The sequence below is a fragment of the Streptomyces sp. NPDC031479 genome, from assembly GCF_055581065.1.
Map to the genome: position 1 here is coordinate 257,590 of NZ_JBVIKC010000004.1, position 23,115 is coordinate 280,704.

General features: G+C 73.5%; 17 protein-coding genes and 1 pseudogene. 5 read left to right on the top strand and 13 right to left on the bottom strand.

From position 1 onward, the window contains the following. Positions 1 to 76 precede the first annotated feature (76 nt). The 5 genes from ACZ5D2_RS07570 to ACZ5D2_RS07590 all read right to left on the bottom strand — a co-directional run bounded on the left by ACZ5D2_RS07570 (position 77) and on the right by ACZ5D2_RS07590 (position 4,650). A complete protein-coding gene (locus ACZ5D2_RS07570) occupies positions 77 to 301 on the bottom strand; it encodes a DUF397 domain-containing protein (RefSeq protein WP_468927894.1) in 225 nt (74 codons plus the stop codon). 123 nt (positions 302 to 424) lie between these two features. Then, positions 425 to 1,600, bottom strand: a complete 1,176-nt coding sequence (locus ACZ5D2_RS07575) for a thiolase domain-containing protein (protein ID WP_371680144.1) — start codon at positions 1,598 to 1,600, stop codon at positions 425 to 427. Further along, positions 1,597 to 2,676: a thiolase domain-containing protein gene (locus ACZ5D2_RS07580; RefSeq protein WP_371680143.1), complete on the bottom strand. Its 1,080-nt coding sequence runs from the start codon at positions 2,674 to 2,676 to the stop codon at positions 1,597 to 1,599. Before ACZ5D2_RS07580 ends, ACZ5D2_RS07575 begins: the two co-directional genes overlap by 4 nt. Next, entirely contained in the window at positions 2,676 to 3,656 is a 981-nt protein-coding gene (locus tag ACZ5D2_RS07585; protein WP_371680142.1) for a Zn-ribbon domain-containing OB-fold protein, read from the bottom strand. The genes ACZ5D2_RS07580 and ACZ5D2_RS07585 overlap by 1 nt, the downstream gene beginning before the upstream one ends. Before the next feature lie 193 nt (positions 3,657 to 3,849). Next, positions 3,850 to 4,650: a crotonase/enoyl-CoA hydratase family protein gene (locus ACZ5D2_RS07590; protein ID WP_371680141.1), complete on the bottom strand. Its 801-nt coding sequence runs from the start codon at positions 4,648 to 4,650 to the stop codon at positions 3,850 to 3,852. A gap of 174 nt (positions 4,651 to 4,824) precedes the next feature. Between ACZ5D2_RS07590 and ACZ5D2_RS07595 the strand changes: the two genes are divergently transcribed. Next, complete coding sequence (locus tag ACZ5D2_RS07595) at positions 4,825 to 6,456, top strand: acyl-CoA synthetase (RefSeq protein WP_468927899.1); 1,632 nt, start codon at positions 4,825 to 4,827, stop codon at positions 6,454 to 6,456. Positions 6,457 to 6,572: 116 nt separating this feature from the next. On the opposite strand, the gene ACZ5D2_RS07600 is transcribed toward ACZ5D2_RS07595, so the two are convergent. Both ACZ5D2_RS07600 and ACZ5D2_RS07605 read right to left on the bottom strand, forming a co-directional pair. Then, a complete protein-coding gene (locus ACZ5D2_RS07600) occupies positions 6,573 to 6,788 on the bottom strand; it encodes a hypothetical protein (protein ID WP_371680139.1) in 216 nt (71 codons plus the stop codon). 76 nt (positions 6,789 to 6,864) lie between these two features. After that, on the bottom strand, positions 6,865 to 7,137 hold the full coding sequence (locus ACZ5D2_RS07605; protein ID WP_468927903.1) for an alpha/beta fold hydrolase: 273 nt from the start codon (positions 7,135 to 7,137) through the stop codon (positions 6,865 to 6,867). A 139-nt stretch (positions 7,138 to 7,276) separates the two neighbouring features. On the opposite strand from ACZ5D2_RS07605, the gene paaK reads away from it, so the two are divergent. The 3 genes from paaK (at position 7,277) to ACZ5D2_RS07620 (ending at position 11,114) form a co-directional block, all read left to right on the top strand. Beyond that, positions 7,277 to 8,584 (top strand): phenylacetate--CoA ligase PaaK, encoded by a 1,308-nt coding sequence (paaK, locus tag ACZ5D2_RS07610; RefSeq protein ID WP_371680137.1) that lies wholly within the window; start codon positions 7,277 to 7,279, stop codon positions 8,582 to 8,584. 93 nt (positions 8,585 to 8,677) lie between these two features. Beyond that, positions 8,678 to 9,538, top strand: a complete 861-nt coding sequence (locus ACZ5D2_RS07615) for a YhjD/YihY/BrkB family envelope integrity protein (RefSeq protein ID WP_371680136.1) — start codon at positions 8,678 to 8,680, stop codon at positions 9,536 to 9,538. Between the two features lie 268 nt (positions 9,539 to 9,806). Then, entirely contained in the window at positions 9,807 to 11,114 is a 1,308-nt protein-coding gene (locus ACZ5D2_RS07620; protein ID WP_468927907.1) for an alpha/beta fold hydrolase, read from the top strand. 152 nt (positions 11,115 to 11,266) lie between these two features. Here ACZ5D2_RS07620 and ACZ5D2_RS07625 read toward each other — a convergent pair whose 3' ends face one another. The 6 genes and pseudogenes from ACZ5D2_RS07625 to ACZ5D2_RS07650 form a co-directional block, all read right to left on the bottom strand. After that, entirely contained in the window at positions 11,267 to 12,217 is a 951-nt protein-coding gene (locus tag ACZ5D2_RS07625) for an RICIN domain-containing protein (RefSeq protein WP_468927910.1), read from the bottom strand. A gap of 489 nt (positions 12,218 to 12,706) precedes the next feature. Continuing rightward, positions 12,707 to 13,217, bottom strand: a pseudogene (locus ACZ5D2_RS07630) (SAM-dependent methyltransferase). Positions 13,218 to 13,453: 236 nt separating this feature from the next. Continuing rightward, positions 13,454 to 16,363 (bottom strand): AfsR/SARP family transcriptional regulator, encoded by a 2,910-nt coding sequence (locus tag ACZ5D2_RS07635; RefSeq protein ID WP_468927913.1) that lies wholly within the window; start codon positions 16,361 to 16,363, stop codon positions 13,454 to 13,456. 377 nt (positions 16,364 to 16,740) lie between these two features. Then, positions 16,741 to 18,243 (bottom strand): fatty acyl-CoA synthetase, encoded by a 1,503-nt coding sequence (locus tag ACZ5D2_RS07640; protein ID WP_371680131.1) that lies wholly within the window; start codon positions 18,241 to 18,243, stop codon positions 16,741 to 16,743. 488 nt (positions 18,244 to 18,731) lie between these two features. Further along, the gene (locus ACZ5D2_RS07645) at positions 18,732 to 19,187 is read right to left on the bottom strand and encodes a hypothetical protein (RefSeq protein WP_468927916.1); all 456 of its coding nucleotides are present in this window, start codon (positions 19,185 to 19,187) and stop codon (positions 18,732 to 18,734) included. 72 nt (positions 19,188 to 19,259) lie between these two features. Next, positions 19,260 to 20,066, bottom strand: a complete 807-nt coding sequence (locus ACZ5D2_RS07650) for a hypothetical protein (RefSeq protein ID WP_468927919.1) — start codon at positions 20,064 to 20,066, stop codon at positions 19,260 to 19,262. Positions 20,067 to 20,217: 151 nt separating this feature from the next. Here ACZ5D2_RS07650 and ACZ5D2_RS07655 point away from each other — a divergent pair, with 151 nt between their 5' ends. Then, positions 20,218 to 23,115, top strand: a complete 2,898-nt coding sequence (locus ACZ5D2_RS07655; RefSeq protein ID WP_468927922.1) for a peroxidase family protein — start codon at positions 20,218 to 20,220, stop codon at positions 23,113 to 23,115.

A 23,115-nucleotide genomic window follows, 5' to 3' on the forward strand; every position in this document is an offset into this window, starting at 1 on the left:
GCCGGTGCGACGGGAGCGGTCCGACGACTCCGCCCGGCGCGCGGTACGCCGGCCGCGCGCCGGGCGGAGCGTCCCGTCAGGTCAGGCCGAACTTCCCGCCCCGTGCGCCCAGGACGAACTTGCGCCATCCGTCCGGCGCGAAGACCAGGGAGGGGCCGTCGGGGCGCTCGCCGCTGCGCATCGCGATGAACCCCTCCACGAAGGCGATCTGGACGTCGCCCACCCCCCGGCTGCCCGACCGCCAGTCCGCCCCGCTGAGATCGAGCTCGGGCTTTCCCCACACCGTGTTGCCGTTCGCCACGCGCGTGCTCCTCCCGGTACGTCGTCCGGGGGCCCAGGGTAGCCATCGCGGCGGCCCCCGCACAGGCCCCGCCGGGCCCCGATGGCGACCGGCCCGGCGCGGCCGCCCTCCCCTCGGCAACCCTCAGGACGCCGGGAGTTCGGCCCCGACCAGCCACATCGCGAAGAACTGCGCGCCGCCGCCGTAGGCGTGCCCGAGGGCCCGGCGGGCTCCGGGGACCTGGTGCTCCCCGGCGAGCCCCCGTACCTGGAGGGCGGCCTCCGCGAAGCGGATCATGCCGGAGGCGCCGATCGGGTTGGTGGACAGCACTCCGCCGGAGGGGTTCACGGGGAGGTCCCCGTCGAGTTCGGTGACGCCGGCCTCCGTCATCTTCCAGCCCTCGCCCTCCTGCGCGAAGCCCAGGTTCTCCAGCCACATGGGCTCGTACCAGGAGAAGGGGACGTACATCTCGACCGCGTCGATCTCCCGGCGCGGGTCGGTGATCCCGGCCTGCCGGTAGACGTCGGCGGCGCAGTCCTTGCCGGCCTGCGGGGAGACGAAGTCCTTGCCCGCGAACAGGGTCGGCTCGCTGCGCATCGCCCCGCCGTGCACCCAGGCGGGCGGCTTGGGCGAGCGGGCCGCTCCGGCCCGGTCGGTGAGGACCATCGCGCAGGCCCCGTCCGAGGAGGGGCAGGTCTCGGAGTAGCGGATCGGGTCCCACAGCATCGGGGACGCCTGGACCTTCTCCAGGGTGATGTCGTGCTCGTGCAGGTGCGCGTACGGGTTCTTCAGGGCGTTGCGCCGGTCCTTGTACGCCACCATCGAGCCCACCGCGTCGGGGGCGCCGGTGCGCCGCATGTACGCGCGCACGTGCGGTGCGAAGAAGCCTCCCGCTCCGGCGAGCAGCGGCTGCTGGAAGGGGATGGGCAGGGAGAGCCCCCACATGGCGTTGGACTCCGACTGCTTCTCGAAGGCGAGGGTCAGTACGGTCCGGTGGACGCGGGCCGCGACGAGGTTGGCCGCGACCAGTGCGGTGGACCCGCCGACGGATCCCGCCGTGTGGACGCGGAGCATCGGCTTGCCGACCGCGCCGAGGGCGTCCGCCAGGTACAGCTCCGGCATCATCACGCCCTCGAAGAAGTCGGGGGCCTTGCCGATGACGACGGCGTCGACGTCCGCCCAGGTCAGCTCGGCGTCGGCGAGGGCGCGGGCGGCGGCCTCGCGGACGAGGCCGGCGAGGGAGACGTCGTGCCGGGCGGCGACGTGCTTGGTCTGGCCGACCCCGACGACGGCCACGGGCTCCTTGCCGGACGTGCTCATGCCCGATCCCCTTCCAGGACGGCGACCAGGTTCTGCTGGAGGCAGGGGCCTGAGGTGGCGTGGGCGACGGCCCGGTCGGACGCGCCGCGGTGGATGCGGGCGGCGGCCTCGCCGATGCGGATCAGGCCCGCCGCCATGACGGGATTGGCCGCGAGGGCCCCGCCGGAGGGGTTGACGGCCACCCCGTCGCCGTCGCCGGGCCCGAGGCCGAGCGCCTTGCGGAGCACGACCTCCTGGGAGGAGAACGGCGCGTGCAGTTCCGCCGTGTCCACGGGCGCCTCGAAGAGCCCGGCGCGCTCGGCGGCGAGCCGGGTGGACGGGGAGTCGGTCAGGTCCCGCAGCCCCAGGCCGTGGGCTTCGATGCGGTGGTCGATGCCGGTGATCCAGGCGGGCCGTTCGCACAGCCGGCGGGCCGTGTCCCCGGCCGCGAGGACGACCGCGGCCGCGCCGTCACCGATCGGCGGACAGTCCCCGGTGCGCAGCGGTGCCACCTGGTACTCGCCCTGCGGGACGGCCCCGCGCAGCTGGGCGTGGGGGTTGCCCTCGGCCGCGGCCCTGCTGCGGGCGGCCACGCCGGCGAGCGCGGCCTCGTCGGTCTCGCCCGCGTCGATCAGCGCCCGGGCCTGGAGGGCGGCGAGGGCCACCGAGTCGGGCCAGAGGGGAGCGAGGTAGTACGGGTCGAGCTGCCGGGTGAGGACGTCGCGGACCGATCCCGGGGAGGACTTCCCGTAGGAGTAGACGAGCGCGGTGTCGGCCTCGCCGGTCTGGATCTTGACCCAGGCCTCGTACAGCGCCCAGGCGCCGTCCATCTCGACGTGCGACTCGGAGATCGGCGGCCAGGCGCCGACCCCGTCGAGGGTCATGGTGAAGGAGAAGGCGCGGCCGGCGAGGTAGTCGCTGGAGCCGGAGCAGGTGAAGCCGATCTCCCCGGCCTTCAGCCCGGTGGCGGCCAGCACCTCGTGCAGGACCGGCATGACCATCTCGACTTCGCTGAGTTCGTCGGTGCGGCGCAGGTGGTCGCTCTGCGCGAAGGCGACGACGGCCACGTCGCGCGCGTACCTGCTCGTCCTGGGCATCAGATGAGCTCCTTGTACGCGTCGTAGTCCGCGTCCGGCTCGCCGGTGGGCCGGTAGTGGTCGGGGTAGCGTCCGCCGTCGGTCCACACGGGTTCGACGCGCAGGCCCATGCGGACCTGGTCGTACGGGATGCCGCCGATCCGGCCGTGCAGGGCGAGGTCGGCGCCGTCGAGGGCGATGTGGGCGTAGACGTAGGGGACTTCGATGCCGTCGCTCATGGCGTTCCGGGCCTTGATGTTGACGACGCAGTACGTGGTGACGGTGCCGGCGGGGCCGACCTCGACCCGGTCCGTGGTGGCGACCCCGCAGGTGGGGCAGGCGCCGCGCGGGGGGACGTACACCTTGTGGCAGGACGGGCAGCGCTCGCCGACGGTCCGCCGCTCGGCGAGGGCGTTGATGTAGGCGCTCTGGGCGCGGCCGGGGCTGTAGGTGTAGTCCAGGCGGGCCTCGGCGACGATGCCGGTGACCGGGTCGGCGAAGGCCCCGTCGTGGGGGGCGGCCGGGCGGGCGTCCGGCTCCCGCGCTCCCCGTGCCTCCGGCTCGAAGCAGGCGATGTCGGTGATGGCGCCGGTGCGGTCGGCGGCCCAGCGGATCCGTACCCGCATGCCGGTGCGGACGGCGTCGGGGCCGGGGGCGTCGAGGGCGTGCAGGATCGCGGTGTCGGCGCCGTCGAGCCGGACCAGCACCCAGGCGAAGGGGGTCGCGAGGGGCTGCTGGGGGCGGGGGTCGCCGTTCCAGGCCCAGGTGGTGACGGTGCCGGCGGGGGCGACCTCGACGAGCTCGCGGATCTCCTCGGCGGTGACGGGGTCGTACTCGACGGGCGGCACCATCACCCGCCCGTCGCCGGTCCGGACACCGAGCACGACGCGCTCGCGCAGGCCGGTGAGGAAGGCGCTCTGCACGGGGCCGAGGGAACGGGTGAAGGGGAACTCGACGACGAGGGGCGCGCGGAGCACCTGTGGTGGGGACGCGGCGGTCATGGTGGATCTCCGATTCTCGCGAGGAACGGCTCCGCCGACCGGGTGGCCGGCCGGGGGAAGTACGGGCGGGCGTCGCGCAACGGGGTCCGGGGGTCCGGGGCCGGTTCCGGTTCCGGTTCCGGTTCCGGGGAAGGGGGAAGGGCGGGCGGGGGACCGCCCCGCGGGGCCGCCTCCCCGGCTGCGCGCGGCCCGCTCAGGCCCGCCGGTACACCGGCGTCCGCTTCTCCGCGAACGCCCGTGCCCCCTCCTTCGCGTCGGCGGTGTCGAAGACCGGCCATCCTCGCGCCAGTTCCGCGGCGAGCCCCTCCGTCTCCGTCAGCCCGGCGGTCTCGTAGACGGACGCCTTCACCGCCTCGACGGCCAGCGGTCCGCACGCGTTGATCCGCTCCGCGGTCTCCAGCGCGGCGTCGAGGGCCGTACCGTCGGGTACGACCCGGCCGACCAGCCCGATCCGCGCCGCTTCCTCGGCCGCGTACGGCCGTCCCGTCAGCAGCATCTCCAGCGCGTGCGTGCGCGGGATCTGGCGCGGCAGCCGCACCGTGGAGCCCCCGATGGGGAACAGCCCCCTCCTGACCTCGAACAGCCCGAAGGTGGCCCCCTCCCCCGCGATCCGGATGTCGGTGCCCTGGAGGATCTCGGTACCGCCCGCCACGCAGTACCCCTCCACCGCCGCGATCACCGGTTTGCGCGGGCGGTGGTGACGGAGCATCGCCTTCCAGTGGAGGTCGGGGTCGGCCTTGAGCCGGTCGCGGTACCGCTCGCCCTCCATGCCCTTCCCGGCCAGCGCCTTGAGGTCCATCCCGGCGCAGAAGTCCCCGCCCGCGCCCGTCAGGACCACCGACCGGACCGTGTCGTCCTCGTCGGCCTCCAGCCAGCCGTCGTAGAGCCCCACGAGCAGCGGAAGCGAGAGCGCGTTCTTCGCCTCCGGCCTGTTCATGGTGAGCACCAGCGTGGCGCCGTGGCGGTCCACGGTCAGGTGTTCCGTCCCACCCATTGCCGTCCTCCCGTCTCAAGACCTAGAACAGGTTGCAGGAGGGGAGGGTGCAGTTCAATAGTTTTCTGACACTCAGTCAGATTCTTTGGCCGGCACCCTTCCCAGTTGGGCCGGGCGCGGCTCTAATGACCGCCGAGCAGCCCAGCCATGGGATCTTTCGGGTCAGGAGGAACGGTGGAGTACAACCTTGCCGACCTGTTCGAGTCGGTCGTGGACGTGGTCCCGGACCGCGAGGCCCTGGTGTACGTGGACCACCCCGGAACCGGCGCCGAACGCCGCCTGACGTACGCGGAACTGGACGCGGCGGCCAACCGCCTCGCCCACCACCTGCTCGACAGCGGACTGGGGCCCGGCGACCACCTGGGACTGCACCTCTACAACGGCGTCGAATACCTCCAGACCGTCCTGGCCTGCCTGAAGGCCCGCCTCGTTCCGGTGAACGTCAACTATCGCTACGTGGAGGAGGAGCTGGTCTACCTCTACAACGACGCCGATCTCGCGGCCCTCGTCTTCGAGGGCGAGTTCACGGAGCGGGTGGCCGCCGCGCTGCCGCAGACGCCGCGGCTGCGCCACCTGATCCGGGTCGGGCCGGCGCCCGAGGGCGCCCCGGAGCCGGCGCTCGCGCCGGTGGCGTACGAGGCTGCCGAGGCCGCGGGCTCCGCGGAGCGCGGCTTCCCCGAGCGCAGCCCCGACGACCTGTTCATCATCTACACGGGCGGCACGACCGGCATGCCCAAGGGCGTCATGTGGCGGGCCGAGGACCTGTTCTTCGCCGGCCTGTTCGGCGGCGAGCCCTCGGGCGAGCCGGTGAAGCGGCCCGAGGAACTGGCCGAGCGGGTCGCGGCGCGGGGGGCGGGCCTGACCTTCTTCCCGGCTCCCCCGCTGATGCACGGCACCTCGACCCTGACCTCGTTCATCGCCTTCAACTACGGCCAGCGGGTGGTCATCCACCGCAAGTACGTGCCGGAGGAGGTGTTGCGCACGATCGAGAAGGAGAAGGTGTCGAGCGTCTCGCTGGTGGGCGACGCGATGCTGCGGCCACTGATCGACGCCCTGAACGGCCCGCTCGCGGGGACCGACCTGTCCTCGCTGTTCAGCGTCTCCTCGTCCGGGGCGATCATGTCGGAGACGGTGAGCGCGGAGTTCCGGCGGCTCGTGCCGAACGTGGTGCTCCTGAACAACTTCGGTTCCTCCGAGTCCGGTTCCAACGGCCGGGCCACGGACGACTCCGGTCCGGAGAAGGGCTTCCGCCTCCAGGTCAACGACCGCACCCAGGTGGTGGACCCGGTGACGCACGAGCCGGTGGGGGTCGGCGTGCCCGGCCGGCTCGCCCAGCGCGGGCACGTACCGCTCGGGTACTACAACGACCCGGCGAAGACCGCGGAGACCTTCTTCCGGAAGGGCGCGGAGCGCTGGGTACTGCTCGGCGACATGGCGACCGTGGACGAGCAGGGCATCGTCACCGTGCTGGGGCGCGGTTCGCAGTGCATCAACACGGGCGGCGAGAAGGTCTACCCGGAGGAGGTCGAGCAGGCGCTGAAGTCGCATCCGGACGTGTACGACGCCCTGGTGGCGGGCGTCGCGGACCCGACGTGGGGCAGCCACGTGGCGGCGGTGGTGCAGGTGCGCGAGGGTGCGCCGGAGCCGACGCTGGAGGAGATCCAGCGGCACTGCCGCACCCGGCTGGCGGGGTACAAGATCCCCCGCCAGCTGGTGCTCACGGACGCCATCCAGCGCTCCCCGAGCGGGAAGGCGGACTACCGCTGGGCGAAGACGGTGGCCACGGAGGCGGACTCGGCACGCTGAGCACCCCGGGCGGGGGACCCGACACCGCGGTTCCGGCGCGTGGCGGTACACCGGCCGAAGGGGCGCGTCGCGGGCGGCGGGGGCGCCGGATCGGACGGCGGCTTCCCGGGCACGCCTCAGCGCTGGGCCCTCAGTTCCGCCGCGAGGGTGCGGGCCCAGCCGGCCAGTTCGGTGCGGCTCGCGCTCCCGCCGAGGGCGTCGGCCTGCGCGTCGGTCATGCGCTGCGGGCCGGGGTCCTCCAGCAGGTGGGCCGCCTCGGCCAGCAGCGCTGACAGGCGTCGGGCGTCCGACGCGCTCAGTCGTACCGATACCGCCGGGTCGATGACGGACATCGCCGCCGCCTCCCTTCGCGCTCCTCGGCCGGGGGCGCCTCCTTCGACCGTACGCCTCCGGCGGGGCGGCCGCCGCTCAGCCGCCGGTGGCGAGGAAGCGCTCGACGCGCCCCGTGAACCGGGCCGGGTCGTCCAGCCACGGGAAGCGGCCGGCGCCCGGCTGGACGTCGACGGCACCGTGCGGGAACAGCTCGGCGAGCCGGGCCGCCAGGGCCGGGGCCGGGTCGCCGTCCAGGCCGCCGGCGAGCACGAGGACCTCGCCCGCGACCTGCCGCAGGGCGGCGTCGGCCGCCCGGAGCGGGCCGCCGCCATCCGCTGCCCGTCGGTGACGGGGAGGTCCACCGCCCACGACGTGGGCGTGACCAGCACGATCCGGCGCGGCCTGTCGGGGCGGGCGGACGATCACTCGTTCGAGTCATTGATTTACGGGACGGCGTCCGGCAGTCTACCGAATGAACGTTCGGTTGGCCCTGGATGAGGTGACGACGATGACGGCGCACGCGGATCTCCACGACGATGGCGAGCGGCTGACCCCCGACGAACTGTCGGCGCTCCAGCTCAAGCGGCTGCGGGCCACCCTGCACCGCGTGTACGACCGCGTGCCCTTCCACCGGCAGGCCTTCGACAAGGCGGGGGTGCATCCCGACGACTGCCGCTCGCTGGCCGACCTCTCCCTCTTCCCCTTCACCACCAAGAGCGACCTGCGCGAGCAGTACCCCTTCGGGATGTTCGCCGTGCCCCGCCCCGAGGTGCGCCGCATCCACGCCTCCAGCGGCACCACCGGCCGGCCCACGGTGGTCGGGTACACCGAGGGGGACCTGTCCACCTGGGCCGACGTCGTCGCCCGGTCGCTGCGCGCGGCGGGCGCGCGGCCGGGCCAGATCGTGCACGTGGCGTACGGGTACGGGCTGTTCACCGGGGGCCTGGGCGCCCACTACGGCGCGGAGCGGCTGGGCTGTACGGTCGTGCCCGCCTCCGGGGGCATGACCGACCGGCAGGTCCGCCTGATCCAGGACTTCCGGCCGGAGGTGATCATGGTGACCCCGTCCTACATGCTCACGCTGCTGGACGAGATGGAACGCCAGGGCCTGGACCCCCGCTCGACCTCCCTGCGCACCGGGGTGTTCGGCGCGGAGCCGTGGACCGAGGAGATGCGCCGCGAGATCGAGGAGCGGCTCGGCATGGACGCCGTGGACATATACGGGCTGTCCGAGGTGATGGGGCCGGGGGTGGCGCAGGAGTTCGCCTCGCACAAGGACGGCCTGCACATCTGGGAGGACCACTTCTACCCGGAGGTGGTCGATCCGCTGACCGGGGCGGTGCTGCCGGACGGGGAGCTCGGGGAGCTGGTGTTCACCTCCCTCACCAAGGAGGCCATGCCGGTCGTGCGCTACCGCACCCGGGATCTGACCCGGCTGCTGCCGGGGACGGCGCGGCCCGCCTTCCGCCGGATGGAGAAGGTGACGGGCCGCAGCGACGACATGATCATCCTGCGCGGGGTGAACCTCTACCCCACCCAGATCGAGGAGATACTCCTGCGCATCCCCGGGCTCGCCCCGCACTTCCAGTTGAGGCTGACCCGGGAGGGGCGGATGGACACCCTGACCGTGCGGGTGGAGGCCCGGCGGGAAACCGGTGCCGGGCGCAGGCGGGACGCGGCGGCGGAGCTGGTGCGGGCCGTCAAGGAGTCCGTCGGGGTGTCGGTCGGCGTCGAGGTGGTGGAGCCGGAGAGTCTGGAGCGGTCGGTCGGCAAGATCAAGCGGGTGAAGGACCTCCGCGACGGCCGGGCGGGCTGAGTCCGGCCGCCGGGCGGCCGAAACGACCCCGTTCGGGCCCACTTCGGCGCCGCTTCCGGGAATCGGCGGGCCCGTACGGGTAGGGGATGGGGCGTGACCTCGTTCCTCCGGCAGCTCCACGACCGTCTCCAGAGCTCGCCCGCGGGGCTGGCCTGGAGCCGTGGCCGGGAGATCGAGCTGATGCACCGGGCGATGGGGTTCGCCGCCCTCGGGTTCCTCACGCTCGTGCCGCTGCTGGTCGTCGTCGCGGCGGCCGCGCCGGGCAGCGGCTCGGGCTTCGGCCGCTGGCTGGGCCAGGCCCTGGGGGTGACGGCGCCCTCGCGGGCCCGGGTGGAGCTGCTGTTCGGGGCGGCGGACCTGGCGCTGGAACGGACCACCGCCTTCGGCCTCGCGGCACTCGCGGTGTTCGGCCTGACCTTCGGCTCCGCCGTGCAGACCGGTTACGAGAAGGTGTGGGACCTGCCGACCGCCCGCTGGCACACCATGTGGCGGCACGTGATCTGGCTCGCCCTGCTGGTCTGTTACCTCGGGCTGCTCGTCGGGATCCCGACCCCCTCCCACAACTGGCTGGGCACGGCCCTGGGCACCGTCGCCGACATGACCGGCACCTGCCTGTTCTTCTGGACCTCGGGGCGGCTCCTGCTGGGCGGCCGGGTCCGCTGGCGCGCGCTGCTCCCGGGGGCCGTGGCCACCAGTCTCGGGCTGCTCGGCCTCAGGGTCTTCTCCCAGCTGGTCTTCTCCCCCCTGATCGCCTCGAACGCCGTCACCTACGGCCCCTTCGGCACCCTGCTGGTGGTCCAGTCCTGGCTGGTCGGTGTGGGGTTCGTGGTGTACGGCGGGGCCCTGGTGGGCCGTCTGGTGCACGAGCACCTCACCTTGCGCCGCCTCCGCGCGGACGGCACCCTCCCCACCGAGCCGCCCCCGCCTCCGCCCGCCGGCCCGGGACCGGCCTGACGGGCCTCACGGGCCTGACGGGCCTCACGGGCCTCACGGGCCTCACGGCCTGACGGCCTGACGGGCGCCCGCCCGGCACCTCCCGCGCCACGGGGCGCTGGGGAGCGTGGGGCCGACCGGCCGGCCCGGCGCCGAGGCCGACGGAGGGGCGTGTCCCACCACGGGTGAGCCCTGCCGGGTCCCGGAGCGACCGCCTAGACTCGGCCCGGCCGCGAGGGCGCCGCGCACCCCTCGGCCGGCCGCACCGCCGCAGACCCAGGGAAGCCGTATGACCACCAGCTACCGCCAGCCCGGCGTCGTCCTCACCGACCACCACTTCACGGTCCCCCTGGACCACGACGACCCCGGCGGCGAGCGGATCGGGCTCTACGCCCGCGAGGCCGTCGCCACCGGGAAGGACCCCGAGGGCCTGCCCTGGCTGCTCTACCTGGAGGGCGGCCCCGGCTTCGGCGCCCGCCGGTTCACCGGCCGTCAGGCATGGCTGGAGCGGGCCCTGCGCGACCACCGCGTGCTCCTCCTGGACCAGCGCGGCACCGGCCGTTCCACCCCCGCGAACCGGCAGACCCTGCCGCTGCGCGGTACACCCGGCCGGCAGGCCGAGTACCTCTCGCACTTCCGCGCCGACTCCATCGTCCGCGACTGCGAGGCCATCCGGCCGGCCCTCACCGGCGGCGCCCCCTGGACGGTGCTCGGTCAGAGCTTCGGCGGTTTCTGCACCACCCACTACCTCACCACCGCGCCCGGGGGTCTGCGGACCGCCCTGATCACCGGCGGCCTGCCGTCCCTCACCGCCACCGCCGACGAGGTGTACGCCGCCGCCCTCCCCCGCGTCGAACGCAAGAACCTCGCCCACTACGCCCGCTACCCGATGGACGTGGAACGCGCCCGCCGCGTCGCCGCCCACCTCGCCGAGCACCGCACCACCCTGCCCGGCGGGCACCGCCTGACACCCGAGGCGTTCCAGTCCCTCGGCATCCTCCTCGGCACCGGGGACGGCAGCCACCAGTTGCACTACCTGCTGGAGGACGCGTTCGTCCGCACCCCGGCCGGCCACGAGCTCTCCGACTCCTTCCTGGAGGCCGTCCGCGAACGGCTCTCCTTCGCCGGGCATCCGCTCTACGCCCTGCTCCACGAGGCCATCTACGCCCAGGACCCGGCCGCCCCCACCGGCTGGGCCGCCGAACGGGTCCGCGCCGCACACCCCCGCTTCGACGCCGCCGGGGCGCTCGCCGGGAACGGGCCCCTGTTCTTCACCGGCGAGAGCATCCACCCCTGGCACTTCACCACCGACCCGGCACTCGAACCGCTCCGCGAGACCGCCGAACTGCTCGCCGCGCGCACCGGCTGGACCCCGCTCTACGACCCGGCCCGGCTGGCCGCCAACGAGGTGCCGGTCGCCGCCGCGGTCTACCACGACGACATGTACGTCGACACGGCCCACTCGTTGGAGACCGCCCGGACCGTGCGCGGCCTGCGCACGTGGGTCACCGACGAATTCGAACACGACGGCGTCCGGGCAGGCGGTCCCCGCGTCCTGGACCGCCTCCTGGCGCTCGCCCACGACGACGCCGTCTGACCGGGCGAGCCGGCCCAGCGGTCGGCCTCGTCCCCGGCCGACCGACCTTCGACCATGGCGGCGAAGCGGTCTTCGATCTCATGAAGAGCGGGCCGGCGGCCGGCGTCCATGCCCCGACCGCAGAGGCAGGGCAGACGTCGGCTGATGCGGCACTAGTATCCGGCGGACCGCAGGATCCAGGCCTGGTTGGCGAAGCCGTGGCAGGACCACACCTGCAGCCAAGCACCCAGCTGTGGTGCGCCGAGGGACGGGCTGTGGACGTCGAGGCACTTGTTGCTCTGGAGGGAGCGGATCTCCCATTGGTTGTCGCCGCGGCGCCAGAGGTACCATTTCTGGTTGATGTTGCCGGTGCACCGGAATTGCTGGACCCTCGTGCCGTTCTCCGTCTTGGCCCAGGTTACGTCCAGGCATTTCCCGCTGTGTTTCGCGACTATCTCGAAGCTGTTCTGAAAGACGCTGTCATCGCTGGTGCGAGCCGCCCTGAACCAGAACTTCTGGTTGTTTCCGAGGTGTTTTCCCCACACGCCCAGCTTTATCTCGTCGGCGGTGCTCGCCGCATACACGTCCACCACGAGCGGATGCCTGGGGTCCGTGTATCCGCTGGTGATCGTGTACACGTCGCCGCTCAGGTTGAAGGGGTGGAGGACGATGCGGTTGTCGGGGTTCCGGCTGGCAGTTCCCGCCCACCCGTAGGCCACGAGCTTGTTCTGCTCCCGCGCGCGGCGCCGTGACTCCGGCGCAACGCATACATCATCGCCGGGAACGGCGTCGCGGCGAACGAATCCGCTCAGGCACGCACCCGTGTTGTGATTCGTGCGTCCTCCAGCGTTTATGGCGTCGATGTAGACGAGATATCTCTCCGCGAGTGGGACACAGACGAGGTCCCAGGAAGTGGTCTTGCGCCACGCGTACCCCTCGCGGCATTGGTTGGCGCCCTGCGGCACCTTGGCCGGCACCTCGGCGGCGGCGGCGGTCCCGCCCGCGATCACCGAACCTGCCAGGACGGCCGCCGCGACCACACCCGCCTCGACCGGGGTGCGGCGTGCGGCGCGCCCACGTATCCGTTTCCGCGCCTTGCCGGCGCGCACCCACAAGTGGAACATGGGGCACCTCACCTGCTCGCGGGACCAGGGTTCCGCGTTGGTGATCCGCCGGTGGGACGCCTGCCGGCGGCCGGCGCCCACCCGTCTTCGTCCCCGTGGGCGGGGCTTCCGCGCCGACGGGATACCGCCATTTTCGCATTGCCCACGGCAGGTTGCCACGTTGGAAGACCTGCCCCGCTCCGGCGGGCTCCGTTCGCCTTCCCCGTCACGACCTCGTTCGCCCAACGCCGTGCGCCCGCCGAACACCGTGACGGTCCGTCATGGATCACACGACGTGGGCCGGAGCCCGTTCTCGGGCTCGGGTCCACTTCGTGCGGTCGCGTGACTCTCGGTTGCGCCAACAGGAGTCGTTGGCGCAGGATCTCGCTCACAGACGAAGAGGTGATGGTCGTGGGCAGTCAGTGCGTGCATGACCGGCCGGCCGCGCGCGAGCCGGCTCCACTCTTCAGGCCCCCTTGGAATCGATCGTCCAGGGAACCGGGAGGCGCTCTACCGGCGGACCGCCGAGATCAGTCCGCCGGGCCGCTCCTCGGGCTGCGGCGGGGTACTGATCGGGCGGCCGTAGGCGGCGGCGCGCTCGCGCAGGGTGTGGCTGTCGGCCGCCCAGCCGTGCCCGGCCAGCCAGCCCACCGGGTCGTCGGGCAGATAGATCAGTAGTCCCTCGGCGATCCACGCGGTCGGCACGGCCGGGTCGTGCCCTGCGGCGGCCAGCGCGCGTGGCCGGTCCTCACGCAGATCCACCGCGACGGTGATCCGCTCGCAGCGTGCGACGGCCCTCTCCTGGCGCAGCACCGAAGCCTTGAAGTCCAGTGGCGCTGCGGTGTCGACCTCGAACAGCCGGGTGCCTTCGGGCCGGTCCATCCGGAAGGCCCTGCTGTCCATGCCGGCGCCGAGCAGCACGACCTGCGAAGGCCTGTGCCAGTGGGTCGCGGAACAGCGCGTTCTCCCGCTCGGTCTCCAGCGCCCGCACCCTGGCCACCCCCAACGCAGTGGCCCACACTCCCGACGGCCGCACCCGCTCCTGCTCATCAGTCACCGCGCCAGCCCAGGCAATCGATTCCACGGTGCCTGCGGAGGGGAGCCGGCTTCATGCGCGAATCGAGGCGGTGGCGGTCGGCCGCGTGGACGGATGCCGCGGAACCGTCCGAGGACGTGCTCGTGCGGCCCGCCGGCCGGGGCTCCTTTGAGGGGCCCGGCAGCGTGCCGGTGGGCACGGACGAGGGTGGAGTCGACCGCCTAGGCCAGGGCCGCCAGGGCGGCGCGGGCCGCGGCCTCGCCCTCCTCGTAGGTGTGGGCGCGGGCCTCGCGGATGGCGGCGTCGAGCTGGCGCACGGCCTCACCGGTGCGGCCCGTGGCGGCGAGGGCCTCGCCGTACAGGGTGCGCAGCACCACGCGCCGCGGGGCGGCCAGCGGCGGGGTGGCGAGGGCCAGGCCCCGGGCGGCGTGCTCGACGGCCTCCTCCGCGGCGCCGACCGACAGGAGGTGGTGCGCCAGGTGCTGGTGGGCGAGGGTGACGGTGCCGGTGAGCCCGTCCCGTTCGGCCAGGTCGAGGGCGCGGACCAGCAGCTCCCCGGGGCGGCTGCGTTCGCCGCGGCGCATCAGGGCGACGGCGAGGTTGATCCGGGCGGTCGCCTCCCCGGAGGCGTCCCCGGCGAGGGCGGCGAGCGCGGGGGCCCGCTCCAGCTGTCGGAGGGCCTCCTCGGACCGGCCTTCCTCGGCCAGCACCCAGCCCAGCAGGGCCCGGACCCGGGACTGGGCTCCGGTGTCCCCGTCGAGTTCGGCGGAGGCCAGCCCCTGTTCGAGCAACGGCACCCAGCCGTCGCGGACCTGCCACAGGACCAGGGGCCACTGCAGCAGGACCAGCCGCCAGGCCCGGTCGTGCGCTCCCGCGGAGGCGGCCGCCTCCACGGCACCGCGCAGCGCGTCCCGTTCGGCGGAGAACCAGGCCAGTGCGCCCGTGCGGTCGGGGAAGCGCCTGATCTCGCCCGCCGGCCCGGCCTCCGGGGGCGGGGCGCAGCAGGGCTCGCTGCCGGGCTCGGCGGCGGCACAGGCCGCCAGGAGCGTGTGCAGCCAGTGGTCCAGCAGCCGCAGCAGGCCCTCGGGGTCGTGGCCCGGCGAGAGGCTGCGGGCGTAGAGGCGTACGAGGTCGTGGAGCACGTACGACCGGGGCCCGGCCTCCACGATCAGCTGGGCGGCGGCCAGCTGGTCCAGGGCCGTGGCGGCCCGGCCGGGCGGGCAGCCGGCGAGGGCGGCCGCGGTGCAGGTGTCGAGGGTGGCGCCGGTGTGCGGTCCGAGCCGGTGGAACATCCGCCGGGCCGGTTCGGGCAGGTGCTGGACGGTGAGGGCGAGGGCCGCGGCGACACCGGTGTCGCCGACGTCCAGCAGGTCCAGCCGGGTGTGTTCGTCGGCCAGTTCACCGGCGAACGCGGCGAGACCCCGGTGCGGGCGGGTGGCGAGCCGGGCGGCGGCGAGCCTCAGGGCCAGGGGCAGGCCGTCGCACAGGCCTGCGAGCCGGGCGGCGGCACCGGGTTCGGCGGCGACCAGGTCGGCGCCGAGGACGGCGGCCAGCAGTGCGGTGGACTGCTCGGTGGGCAGCGGGGCGACCGGTACGGGACGGGCGGCGTCGGAGGCGACGAGTGCGGCGAGGCGGCTGCGGCTGGTGACGACGGTGAGGCAGTCGGCGCCGCCGGGCAGGAGGGGTCGCACCTGTTCGGCGTCGTGGGCGTTGTCCAGCAGGACCAGCATCCGGCGTCCGGAGGTCAGCTCGCGGTAGCGGGCTCCGAGGGCCTCGGGCGATCCGGGCATCCGCTCGGCCGGTTCGCCGAGGGCGAGCAGGAACTCCCGCAGGACCGCGGTGGTGTCGCGGGCCGGGAGGGGGCTGTAGCCGTGCAGGTCGGCGAAGAGCCGGCCGTCGGGGAAGCGGGTGCCGTTCCGGTGGGCCCAGTGCACGGCCAGGGCGGTCTTCCCGACGCCGGCGCCGCCGGTCAGCATGACGATCGGGTCGGGGGCCGCTGCGGCGGCCCGGTCCAGCGCGGCGAGTTCGCCCTCGCGGCCGGTGAAGCCCCGGGGACGGCGCGGCAGGAGCTGCGGCCCGGCCGCGTCGACGGGCAGCGCGGTGCCCCCGGAGGCCGACCCGGCCCCTGACCCGACCCCTGACCCGGCCGACGGGTCGGCCGACGGCTCGGCTCCTGACCCGGCTCCTGACCCTGGCCCGGCCGACGGCCCTGCCCCTGCCCCTGCCCGGGTGTCTGGCCCCGACCCGGTTCCTGAGCCGGCCCGCGCGACGGCTGCCCCCGCCTGGGGCGGCCGCGTCCCGTGTGCCCCGGGGGCCGCGGCGTCGGCGTCGGTGGCCCGCGGGGTGACCGCCTGAGGCCGCCGGGCCGTTGACGGCATGCGGGTGTCGGCCTCCAGCAGGGCCGCGTAGGCGTCGGCGAGCACCGCCCCGGGGCCCACGCCGAGTTCATCGGCCAGGAGCCGGCGCGTGCGGTGGAACCAGTCCAGCGCCTCCGCCTGCCGGCCCGCTCCGGCCAGGGCCAGCATCAACGCCGCCACCAGCGGTTCCCGCAGCGGCCGGCCGACGGCCTCGGCGTGCAGCAGGGCGGCCGAAGCGGCGTGTTCGCCCAGCCGCACGTGCAGGGCGGCCAGTTCCTCGACGGCGGTCAGCCGCAGCTCCTCCAACCCGTGCGCGGCCGTCTCCAGCACGGGTCCGCGTACGGTCCCCCCGAGGGCGGGCCCCTGCCAGAGAGCGAGTGCCTCCCGCAGCAGCGCGGCGGCCTCGGCCGGTTCCCGCTCCGCGCGGGTCCGGGCACGGGCGAGCAGCTCCTCGAAGCGGTGGGCGTCCAGCAGTGGCGCGGGAAGGCGGAGGGCGTACGCCTGCCCCTGCGTGAGGAGTTCCACCCCGTGCGCGGGTGCTCCGTACGCGGCGAGCAGCGCGCGCAACCGGGACACGTGGCCCTGGAGCACGGTGCGGGCGTGCCGGGGCGGGTCCTCGTCCCACAGGGCCTCGGTCAGCCGCTCCACGCCGACGGGGGCGTTGGGGCGCAGGAGCAGTGCGGCGAGCAGGCTCCGGCGTTTGGCGGGGCCGAGCGGGAGCGGAAGGCCGCCTTCCGTCACCACGGCCACCGTTCCGAGCACGCGGAACTCCATGCATGCGCCCCTTGTCCGTACGCTCGCGGCCCCCCGGCCGAGCTTATGGCTCCTCATTTCGGGTCATGAGCGGGATCCCGGCCATTCCGGGCCGCCGTCGAGCGCCGCGGTCGGCTGACGGAGCACCATGAGCCTATCTTCAGCCCCCAGTTGGCGGATACGGGGACTCGGGGTGGTGCCGGCCCGGTCGCGGCGACGTCCCGGGGCCCCTTCCAGGGGCGGACGCCGCCGCGGACCGGCGGCACGACCTCGTCCGCGTCGGGGGAACGAGAGCCGGAACCCACAGCCCGGACAGCGGCTCCCACACGGCCCGGCAGGTCTCGGCCCGCCCGTCGTCCGCCGGAGACGAAGACGGGTCAGCGCGGAGCGCTCAGTGCTCAGTGCTCAGCGAAGCGGTCGCGGAGTTCCCGCTTGAGGATCTTCCCGCTGGCGTTGCGCGGCAGGGCGTCCACGAAGACCACCCGCTTCGGGGCCTTGAAGTGCGCCAGCCGCTCACGGGCGTACGCCACCAGCTCCGCCTCCGTGACCTCCCCGCTCGGGACCACGACCGCCGTGACCGCCTCGATCCACCGCTGGTCCGGCAGTCCGACCACGGCCGCCTCCGCCACCCCCGGGTGGGTGTACAGCACGTCCTCGACCTGCCGGGAGGCGACGAGCACCCCGCCCGAGTTGATGACGTCCTTCACCCGGTCGACGACGGTGAAATAACCCTCCGCGTCGCGCACCGCGAGGTCACCCGAGCGGAACCACCCGTCCCGGAAGGCCTTCTCCGTGGCCCGCGCGTCGTTCCAGTAGCCCAGGCACAGCTGTGGCGAGCGGTACACCACCTCCCCCGCCGTGCCGTCCGGCACCGGGGCGCCGTCCTCGTCGACGACCTTCGCCTCCACGTGGCGCACCGGCCGGCCGCAGGAGTCCATCCGGCCCTCGTGTTCGTCCGGCCCCAGCACGGTGGCCAGCGGGCCGATCTCGCTCTGCCCGAAACAGTTGTAGAACCCGAGCCCGGGCAGCCGCCCCCGCAGCCGTTCCAGGACGGGCACCGGCATGACCGAGGCGCCGTAGTAGGCCTTGCGCAGTGCGCCCAGCTCCGCGGCCGCGAACCTCGGGTGGCCGGCGAGGGCGATCCACACCGTCGGCGGTGCGAACAGGCTGTCGGCGCCGCCCGCCTCCACCAGGTCGAGGAGCGCGTCGGGGGCCGGTGCGTCGAGGACGGTGTTGCGCGCGCCGACCGCCAGGTAGGGCAGCAGGAACACGTGCATCTGGGCCGAGTGGTACAGCGGCAGGGCGTGGACGGGGCGGTCCGCCTCCCGGAGGTCCAGGGCGTCGATCGCGCTCTCGTACTCGTGCGCCAGGGCCCGGTGGGTCATCATCGCGCCCTTGGGCAGGGCGGTGGTCCCGGAGGTGTAGAGCAGCTGCACCACCGCCGACGGATCCCCGGGCCCCCCGTCGTACGGGAGCGGTTCGGCGAGCTCGGCCAGGAAGGAGCCGGGGGCGTCGCGCAGCGGGCGGACGGCGTGTGCGGCGGGCACCCGCTCCGCCAGGTCCGGGTCGGCCAGGACCAGGGCGCTGCCGCAGTCGCCGAGGATGTGCGCGAGGTCCTCGCCGGTGAGGTTCTGGTTGACCGGAACGTGGGTGAGGCCGGCGCGGGCGCAGGCGAGGAAGGCGATGAGGTAGGCGTCGCTGTTGTGGGCGAAGGTCGCGACCCGGTCGCCCGCGGCCAGCCCGTAGCGCCCGCGCAGGACGGCGGCGCCGGTGGAGACGGCCGCGTCGAGTTCCCGGTAGGTCCAGGCACGGTCGCGGTAGCGGACCGCCACCCGGCCGGGGACCCGCCGCGCGCTGTCCCGTACGAGTCCGTCGACCGTGTTGTCCCGCACTGCCGTCATGGCGCGATCCTCGCCCCGCGGCACGCCCGGGTCAAGATCGGCGCGCCAACCGGGCGTGCCGAACGGGATGTTGACGGGGCATCGGACCGACTGCATGAGCGTGGGGGCACGCACACACCACCCGTCCCACGGGCAACCCCGCCCAGTGCGCGGGCCACTTGGGCGGCGTGTTGCGCTCGACCGAGCGTCCCCTCCGCCGCACCGGACCGCTCCTGCGCCGGTTGGCCGTCACCGGTGCCACGTTCCTCGCCGCTACGGCCGCGATACCGCAGGCCGGAGCGCTCTCGCCGGCTGGGCCCCGACGCGGCACCCGACCTCTCGCTCTCCTCGGCCGCGACGAACCTCTCCAGCGACCTCTTCCTCAAGGGCCTACGGGAGACGGGCACGGTCGAGAAGCTGCCGGCCGCGCCCGCTCCGGCCAACCGCGGCGGGTGTCCATCAGGGCAGTCCTGCGCTCGTCCGTGCGGCGTAGACGCCACCGGTGCGCTTCATGCTGCCTCCTTCGCGGCCGGGGCCTGCTCCCGGAACAGTTCGCGCCGGATGGGGAGGGAGGCCCGCCACCGCTCGACGGTGATGAGGCTGTGCAGTCCGGCCGGCGGGGCGGGCTCCGCACGCACGGCCGCCTTCAGAGCGGCGACGACTCGGAGCGGGTCGATCAGCCCGGCCTGCGCCAGAGCGGAGGGGCGCTCCAGTTGTTCGGCCGGCCGGGTCAGGGCCTGCGGGCAGTTCGTGCGCTTCGTACGGGCTGCCTGCGCGACGACGGAGAGAACGGAGCGGTGCCGTGCGCGGGCGAACGCCCCGATACGGCGAACCGCTGGCGACCGCCGTCCGTCCCGGAAGCGGTCGATGTCCGTGGACGTCGTGCCGTACAGGGCCATGCGGCGCTCCACCGCCGTCGTCATCCGCTCGGCGAGCATCTCGGCGATGTCGGTGGGCTGCGGCACGGGGACCTGCGGCCAGGCGGACTTGGCGTGCCGCAGGACGACCAGGCGCCGGGCGCCGGGCGTTGGGCGCCGTCATGGCGTCACCGGGTGTCGGTGGCCGACCTCACGCGCGAGGTCGAGACCGAGGACTCGGTCGAGAAAGGCGAACGTCTCGAACTTGGCGCCGGCCGGAACGTCCGGGCGAATCGCCACCTGTGCCAGCATGTCCAGGACGGCGGGGACTCCGAGATCATCGGCCAGCGCGGCATGAGCCTGCCGAAGCACATCGGCGGGGATCGGCCTGGACGGCTCCTGCGCCCATGCGGCCACCTGCTGCCGCCACTGCCCCAGTGTCCGTCGGGCCTCGGCGAGCGCGGCGCCGGTGACGGTGACCGGTGTGCGGTAGGCGTGGCGGACCAACAACATCCTCACAGCCAGCGGATCGGTCCCCTCCGGGGCGAGGAGATGACCACGGTCGGGGGCGCCCTCGTCGGGGAGTGCCGGGCTGACCTGGCCCACGTCGATCCAGACCCCGCCGACGGCGTCGTGTCCGGGGGTGCCGTACTCGGCGAGGTGCACATCGGCAGCGGAGCAGAGCGTCTCGGTCAGCCCGTGAACCCCGACGCCGGCAGGCGGGTGGATGCCGAGAGCGGACATGGCGCGATCCAGCGCTCGGGCTTGCTCAGGAGGCAGGTCCGGCGTGATGAGGACGGTGAGGGCCTCCAGGCCGTGCAGCTCCGCGGTGCGGGCCAGTACGTCACCGACCAGAGGCACCCTCAGGTGCACCGCGCCGTCTCCGGTGCCGATGACCGGCAGGTGGACGCAAATGCGCAGCAGGTGGCGGTGGGCTGAGGGAACGTCCACGAAGCGTCCGGTGCGGGTGTCGGCGATACGCAGCATGATGTGGAGGCTAGTCCTGGAAACCTCCGGTGCCGGGGAGGCAGGCTGGGTGAGGTCCTTCGCCCATCTGCCCCGCTCCACACGACACCGTCCCAGCGGTAGGGCAACGTCGTGCGGAGTGCACAGACACCCCCTTCGCGAAGAGGCGCGCATGGACGAGGTCGAGCGGTACGAGCGCTACGTCGGCGGCAGTCCTGAGGCCGAACGGCTGGTCTTCGAGCGACTCGCGGGTGACCTCGTTCGGGTACAGCTCAAGGCGAAGAAACGCAGCCGCTCCCCCGCTCTCGAACGGACCTTCCACGCCAAGGCGGTCCTCGGCGTGGAGAACGCCCGTCTGAGGTTCCACGACGACCTCCCCGGGGCCCTGCGCACGGGTTTCGCCAGGCCCGGAGCCGAGTACCGGGTCACGGTCCGGCTTTCCAACGCGAGCGGCGTCCGTCAGCCCGACTTCGCGCCCGATCTGCGCGGGGCGGCGCTGCGGGTCGAGGTGGGCCCCGACGAGACCCACGATCTGCTGATGACGAGCTTCCCGGTCTCCCACGCCCGCGACGCGATGGAGTTCGTCGCCTTCGCGAAGGCCATGGCGGGCGCCGACTCGCGGCTCGGCAAAGGGTACGCCCTGTTCGTCAAGCTGCCCCTGGCGGTCGGCTGGTCCACGGCCGCCCGCATGCGGCGCAACGTCGTCGCGGGAACCAGCCGCACGGTGTCCAGCCTGGCGCTGGAGACGTACTGGAGCCGTGGGGCGATCCTGTGGGGCGACTGCGGACCGGTGCGCTATCAGCTGCGGCCTGCGGCCGACGCCTCACCGGCCGCCGCCCCGGCAACGCCGCGCACCGATCCCGACCCCGGCCCCGATCCCGATCCCGATCACCTGCGGCGTGAGCTTTCACAGCGGCTGAGTCGGACGGATGTCGTCTTCGAGTTCTGCGTGCAGCGCTACGTGGACGCCCGGCGCACCTCCGTCGAGGACGGCGCGGCCGAGTGGAGGGAGGAGGACGCGCCCGTCCTGCCCGTGGCCACGCTGACCATCCCGCTCCAGGACATCCACACCGCCGAAGCGCGCACCTCCGCGTCGCAGGTCGACCTGCTGGCGTTCAACCCCTGGCACACCACGGAGGACTTCCGCCCCCTGGGCAACCTCAACCGTGCCCGCAAGCTCGCGTACGAGGCGAGCAGCGCCCACCGCCTGGGCCACCGCTTCCTGACCGTCGAGCCACGGCGCAACGCCCTGCTCGGGGCGCCGCTCCGGGCCGCCTTCCGTACCGTGGACCGCTTCGTCCCGTGGCACCGGCTGCCCACCCCCCTCGGCCTGCTCAACCTCATGGCCTTTCGGCAGACATTGCGCCGGCACAACCTCATCGACACCGAAGTCCACGAGGCTCCGCCCCAGGCCGGGCCGGTCGAGGCCCCGCTCGACGAAGAGCTGCTGGTCAGGCGCAGTTACGATGGCACCTACAACGATCTGTCGGCGCCGCGGATGGGCGCCGTCGGCGCGACCTTCGGCCGCACCGTGCCCCCCGTCTACCGCCCGGACCAGTTCGACACGCCCAATCCGGTCGCCGTCAGCAGGCAACTGCTCCAGCGTGACGTGTTCATCCCCGCGACGTCGCTGAACATCATCGCCGCCGCGTGGATCCAGTTCCAAGTGCACGACTGGGTCAAGCACAAGAGGCTTCCCGTCGCCGCCAAGAGCATCGAGGTGCCGCTGCCGCCCGGCGAGACCTGGCAGAACACCCCGGGCGGACCGCGGGAGAAGGTGATGCGCTTCGGCGCGGACGAGGCGGTGGATCCACCCGGCAGCGGGCGGCCGCCGATCGTGTTCGCCGGCGACGTCTCGCACTGGTGGGACGGTTCGGAGCTCTACGGCAGCGACCTGTCCGTCGCGAAGTCGCTTCGCGAGCCCGATGGCGGCGCCGGGCTCCGGCTGGAGGAGGGGCACCTGCCCAGCGGTTCGAACGGCGTCCCGCGCACCGGATTCACGGACAACTGGTGGCTCGGCCTCAGCGCCATGCACACCCTGTTCGCCCGTGAGCACAACGCGGTGTGCGAAGCCCTGCGGCACGAATATCCGCGCATGAGCGAAGACCGGGTGTACCACACGGCGCGGCTGATCGTCTCCGCCCTGATCGCGAAGATCCACACGGTCGAATGGACTCCCGCGATCCTCGCCACCAAGACGCTCGACATCGGTATGAAGACCAACTGGCAGGGGCCCCCGAAGAACTGGCTCGACCAGCTGGGCGTCTGGCTGCTGGAGGCGAACGGGCAGAAGGGCATCCCCAAGACCCTGCCCGACCACCACGGTGCCCCGTACTCCCTCACGGAGGAGTTCGTCACCGTCTACCGGATGCACCCCCTGATCCCCGACGACTACGAGCTCATCGACCACCGGTTCGGCCATCGGCTCGACACCCTGGGCTTCACCGAGGTCCAGGGCGCCGCCGCGGAGCCGCTGATGCGCAAGACCGGTCTGGTGAACACCCTGTACTCGCTGGGCATCGCCCACCCGGGGGCGATCACTTTGCACAACTTTCCGCGCGCCCTGCAGGCGTTCAAGCGGGACGGGGAGGTGATCGACCTCTCCGTGGTCGACCTGGTGCGCACCCGGCGCCGCGGCGTCGCGCGCTACAACGACTTCCGCGCCGGCCTGCACAAGCCGCGGATCCGGCGGTTCGAGGACCTCTCCGCCGATCCGGATACGGTCGCACGGCTTCGGGACGTGTACCGCTCGGTGGACGACATCGACACCATGGTGGGGCTCTTCGCCGAGAATCCGCCCGCGGGCTTCGGCTTCAGCGACACCGCCTTCCGCGTCTTCATCCTGATGGCCAGCAGACGGTTGCAGAGCGACCGTTTCCTCACCGTCGACTTCCGGCCAGAGGTCTACACGCCTCTCGGCATGGACTGGATCGATCGCAACGGCATGACGAGCGTCATCCTGCGGCACTGCCCCGAGCTGGCGGGCACCCTGCCGCGCGCGGCCAGCGCGTTCGCGCCCTGGCGCCCGGTCCAGCCCGTACGCAACGACAGCGGCCGCGGCCGCGGCTGA